This is a genomic window from Nocardioides glacieisoli (genome assembly GCF_004137245.1).
In the GTDB taxonomy this organism is placed as follows: Bacteria; Actinomycetota; Actinomycetes; order Propionibacteriales; family Nocardioidaceae; genus Nocardioides; species Nocardioides glacieisoli.
In genome coordinates, this window is the sequence record NZ_SDWS01000022.1 from 1 (window position 1) to 5,624 (window position 5,624).

Genomic DNA, 5,624 nt, shown 5'->3' on the forward strand with positions numbered 1-5,624 from the left:
GGGTTGCGGTTGGTGTTGATGGTTTCTTTGACAATGATTCTGACAACATGTCAGTTTCGTTTTTTGTCGGGGGATGTGGCTCTTATTGATTGTCCTGCGGGTGCCTTTGGGTGTTTCGTGGGTAATTTTCGATGGAGAGTTTGATCCTGGCTCAGGACGAACGCTGGCGGCGTGCTTAACACATGCAAGTCGAGCGGAAAGGCCACTTCGGTGGTACTCGAGCGGCGAACGGGTGAGTAACACGTGAGTAATCTGCCCTTGGCTTTGGGATAGCCACCGGAAACGGTGATTAATACCGAATACGACAACTACTCGCATGGGTTGGTTGTGGAAAGTTTTTCGGCCAGGGATGTGCTCGCGGCCTATCAGCTTGATGGTGAGGTAATGGCTCACCATGGCTTCGACGGGTAGCCGGCCTGAGAGGGTGACCGGTCACACTGGGACTGAGACACGGCCCAGACTCCTACGGGAGGCAGCAGTGGGGAATATTGGACAATGGGCGGAAGCCTGATCCAGCAACGCCGCGTGAGGGATGACGGCCTTCGGGTTGTAAACCTCTTTCGGTAGGGACGAAGCGCAAGTGACGGTACCTGCTAAAGAAGCACCGGCCAACTACGTGCCAGCAGCCGCGGTAATACGTAGGGTGCGAGCGTTGTCCGGAATTATTGGGCGTAAAGGGCTCGTAGGCGGTTTGTCGCGTCGGGAGTGAAAACCAGGTGCTTAACACCTGGCTTGCTTTCGATACGGGCAGACTAGAGGTATGCAGGGGAGAACGGAATTCCTGGTGTAGCGGTGAAATGCGCAGATATCAGGAGGAACACCGGTGGCGAAGGCGGTTCTCTGGGCATGACCTGACGCTGAGGAGCGAAAGTGTGGGGAGCGAACAGGATTAGATACCCTGGTAGTCCACACCGTAAACGTTGGGCGCTAGGTGTGGGGTCCATTCCACGGATTCCGTGCCGCAGCTAACGCATTAAGCGCCCCGCCTGGGGAGTACGGCCGCAAGGCTAAAACTCAAAGGAATTGACGGGGGCCCGCACAAGCGGCGGAGCATGCGGATTAATTCGATGCAACGCGAAGAACCTTACCTGGGTTTGACATACACCCTGCCGCTCCAGAGATGGGGCTTCTTTTGGGGGTGTACAGGTGGTGCATGGCTGTCGTCAGCTCGTGTCGTGAGATGTTGGGTTAAGTCCCGCAACGAGCGCAACCCTCGTTCTATGTTGCCAGCATGCCCTTCGGGGTGATGGGGACTCATAGGAGACTGCCGGGGTCAACTCGGAGGAAGGTGGGGATGACGTCAAGTCATCATGCCCCTTATGTCCAGGGCTTCACGCATGCTACAATGGCCGGTACAAAGGGCTGCGATCCCGTAAGGGGGAGCGAATCCCAAAAAGCCGGTCTCAGTTCGGATTGGGGTCTGCAACTCGACCCCATGAAGTCGGAGTCGCTAGTAATCGCAGATCAGCAACGCTGCGGTGAATACGTTCCCGGGCCTTGTACACACCGCCCGTCACGTCACGAAAGTCGGCAACACCCGAAGCCGGTGGCCCAACCCTTGTGGAGGGAGCCGTCGAAGGTGGGGCTGGCGATTGGGACGAAGTCGTAACAAGGTAGCCGTACCGGAAGGTGCGGCTGGATCACCTCCTTTCTAAGGAGCACGCACCCAGATCAGTGGCGAATGTTCACTGGCGCATGGTGGTGTCTCACTAGTGGAATCGTCGACGACCACGCTGCCGGTGCAAGCTGGTGGTGTTGAACGGTCCTTCGGGATCGGGTTACTCATTGCCTCGCGTTGGTGGGGGATGGGGTCAAGCACACTGTTGGGTCCTGAAGAATCAGGCCGCCTGGAGTACTGGACGTGAGTCTGGTGGTCTGGGTTCTGGTTGTTCTGGTCCTCCTTCGCCTGAGGCTCCGATGTGGGGTTGAGGGGGTTGGTGGGGTTGTTGTTTGAGATCTGCATAGTGGACGCGAGCATCTGGCGACATGACCCTGTGGTGTAGAAGCCGTGGTGGTGGTGTTGTCTAGAGCAATTCGTTTAATGAGTTTGTAGATGTGGTCTGGTTGTTCCCCTTGTTCCTTGGGGATGGGCTGCATCGAATGTGTGAAGGCCGGCCTCCTATCGTGATTGTGGTGGGGGTTGGTTGTTGTCTTTTGTGGCGTGTGTTGGCTGCGTTGGGGTGTGTGTTGTTCTGACGTTGTTGAGACAAGCTATGAAGGGCACATGGTGGATGCCTTGGCATCAAGAGCCGATGAAGGACGTTGGAGCCTGCGATAAGCCCTGGGGAGTTGGCAACCGAGCTGTGATCCGGGGGTGTCCGAATGGGGAAACCCAGCACGAGTCATGTCGTGCTACCTGCACCTGAACACATAGGGTGTGTGGAGGGAACGTCGGGAAGTGAAACATCTCAGTACCGACAGGAAGAGAAAACAATAGTGATTCCGAGAGTAGTGGCGAGCGAAATCGGATGAGGCCAAACCATGTCTGTGTGATACCCGGCAGGGGTTGCAGGCGTGGGGTTGTGGGACTGCTCATCATGTACTGCCGTGCGTGGAGGAAGTAAGAAACCAGTGTGGAAGTCGAAGTCGGTTGGAAAGCCGCACCGTAGAGGGTGATAGGCCCGTAGACGTAAGGCACTGGCTTCCGAGCATCATCCCAAGTAACACGGAACCCCTGAAATTCCGTGTGAATCTGGCGGGACCACCCGTTAAGCCTAAATACTCCTTGATGACCGATAGCGGACAAGTACCGTGAGGGAAAGGTGAAAAGTACCCCTGGCGGGGAGTGAAATAGTACCTGAAACCGTGTGCCTACAATCCGTCGGAGCCTTGTGCTGAGCTTGCTCAGTGGGGGTGACGGCGTGCCTTTTGAAGAATGAGCCTGCGAGTTTGCGGTGTGTTGCGAGGTTAACCCGTGTGGGGAAGCCGTAGCGAAAGCGAGTCCGAATAGGGCGATTCAGTAGCGCGCTCAAGACCCGAAGCGAAGTGATCTATCCATGGGCAGGTTGAAGCGTCGGTAAGACGACGTGGAGGACCGAACCCACTTAGGTTGAAAACTGAGGGGATGACCTGTGGATAGGGGTGAAAGGCCAATCAAACTTCGTGATAGCTGGTTCTCCCCGAAATGCATTTAGGTGCAGCGTTGCGTGTTTCTTGCCGGAGGTAGAGCACTGGATAGCTAATGGGCCCTACAAGGTTACTGACGTTAGCCAAACTCCGAATGCCGGTAAGTGAGAGCGCAGCAGTGAGACTGCGGGGGATAAGCTCCGTAGTCGAGAGGGAAACAGCCCAGACCATCAGCTAAGGCCCCTAAGCGGTGACTAAGTGGAAAAGGATGTGGAGTCGCATTGACAACCAGGAGGTTGGCTTGGAAGCAGCCACCCTTGAAAGAGTGCGTAATAGCTCACTGGTCAAGTGATTCCGCGCCGACAATGTAGCGGGGCTCAAGTCATCCGCCGAAGCTATGGCATTCAGCAAATACATCAGCATCCACTTGATGGGTGTTCAGTGTGCTGGATGGGTAGGGGAGCGTCGTGTGGGCAGTGAAGCGCCGGAGTGATCCAGGTGTGGAGCCCACACGAGTGAGAATGCAGGCATGAGTAGCGAATCACGGGTGAGAAACCCGTGCGCCGAATGATCAAGGGTTCCAGGGTCAAGCTAATCTGCCCTGGGTAAGTCGGGACCTAAGGCGAGGCCGACAGGCGTAGTCGATGGACAACGGGTTGATATTCCCGTACCGGCGAAGTTGCGCCCATGACGAACTTGGTGATGCTAACCACCCGAAGCTCATCGGACCGGACCCTTCGGGGCGAGGCTGGTGTGTGGAGCGTGGGACCCGAACTGGTAGTAGTCAAGCGATGGGGTGACACAGGAAGGTAGCCCAGCCACAGCGATGGTTGTCTGTGGGCAAGCGCGTAGGACGTGGTGTAGGCAAATCCGCACCATCCACTTCAGTGTGGAGTCTGAGACGTGACGCGGAGCCGTATGGCGAAGTGGGTGATCCTATGCTGTCGAGAAAAACCTCTAGCGAGCAACGAGCCGCCCGTACCCCAAACCGACTCAGGTGATCAAGTAGAGAATACTAAGGCGATCGAGATAACCATGGTTAAGGAACTCGGCAAAATGCCCCCGTAACTTCGGGAGAAGGGGGGCCCGGATCGTGAACCCACTTGCTGGGGGAAGCGTGAAGGGCCGCAGAGACCAGGGGGAAGCGACTGTTTACTAAAAACACAGGTCCGTGCGAAGTTGTAAGACGATGTATACGGACTGACTCCTGCCCGGTGCTGGAAGGTTAAGAGGACCGGTTAGACCCTTCGGGGTCGAAGCTGAGAATTTAAGCCCCAGTAAACGGCGGTGGTAACTATAACCATCCTAAGGTAGCGAAATTCCTTGTCGGGTAAGTTCCGACCTGCACGAATGGAGTAACGACTTCCCTACTGTCTCAACCATGGACTCGGCGAAATTGCACTACGAGTAAAGATGCTCGTTACGCGCGGCAGGACGGAAAGACCCCGGGACCTTTACTATAGTTTGGTATTGGTGTTTGGTACGGCTTGTGTAGGATAGGTGGGAGACTGTGAAGCGGCCACGCCAGTGGTTGTGGAGTCAACGTTGAAATACCACTCTGGTCGTACTAGATGTCTAACCTAGGTCCATTATCTGGATCAGGGACAGTGCCTGATGGGTAGTTTAACTGGGGCGGTTGCCTCCTAAAATGTAACGGAGGCGCTCAAAGGTTCCCTCAGCCTGGTTGGCAATCAGGTGGCGAGTGTAAGTGCACAAGGGAGCTTGACTGTGAGACAGACATGTCGAGCAGGGACGAAAGTCGGAACTAGTGATCTGGCCACGGCATGTGGAAGCGTGGTCACTCAACGGATAAAAGGTACCCCGGGGATAACAGGCTGATCTTCCCCAAGAGTCCATATCGACGGGATGGTTTGGCACCTCGATGTCGGCTCGTCGCATCCTGGGGCTGGAGTAGGTCCCAAGGGTTGGGCTGTTCGCCCATTAAAGCGGCACGCGAGCTGGGTTTAGAACGTCGTGAGACAGTTCGGTCCCTATCCGCCGCGCGCGCAGGAAACTTGAGAAAGGCTGTCCCTAGTACGAGAGGACCGGGATGGACGAACCTCTGGTGTGCCAGTTGTTCCGCCAGGAGCACGGCTGGTTGGCTACGTTCGGAAGTGATAACCGCTGAATGCATCTAAGCGGGAAGCACGTTTCAAGATGAGGTTTCCCACCACGTAAGTGGGTAAGGCCCCCCACAGAACATGGGGTTGATAGGCCGGAGGTGTACAGCAGCAATGCCCAGCCGACCGGTACTAATAGGCCGAGGGCTTGTCCCAACACCGTACAAAACAACACAACCAACACGTGTTAAACAACGGTCAACCACACGCGCAAAGACGAACACACACGACTCATGAGCACAGCTCACACGAGAAGCAGTTCGCGTCCACTAAGCAGATCCCAACCAACAAACCACTGGTTTGTGAGGGTTGAAAGAGTTACGGCGGCCATAGCGAAACGGGAAACACCCGGTCCCATACCGAACCCGGAAGTTAAGCCTTTCAGCGCCGATGGTACTGCAACCGAGAGGTTGTGGGAGAGTAGGACGCCGCCGGACA

General features: G+C 56.0%; 3 rRNA genes. All 3 read left to right on the top strand.

What is annotated here, in order from left to right:
• The first annotated feature begins 128 nt into the window (after nt 1-128).
• Nucleotides 129-1,651, top strand: a 16S ribosomal RNA gene (locus EUA06_RS22100).
• A 553-nt stretch (nt 1,652-2,204) separates the two neighbouring features.
• Nucleotides 2,205-5,342 (top strand): 23S ribosomal RNA (locus EUA06_RS22105).
• Between the two features lie 163 nt (nt 5,343-5,505).
• Nucleotides 5,506-5,623, top strand: a 5S ribosomal RNA gene (gene rrf / locus EUA06_RS22110).
• The 16S, 23S and 5S rRNA genes sit together here, the layout of an rRNA operon.
• Nucleotide 5,624: the final 1 nt, after the last annotated feature.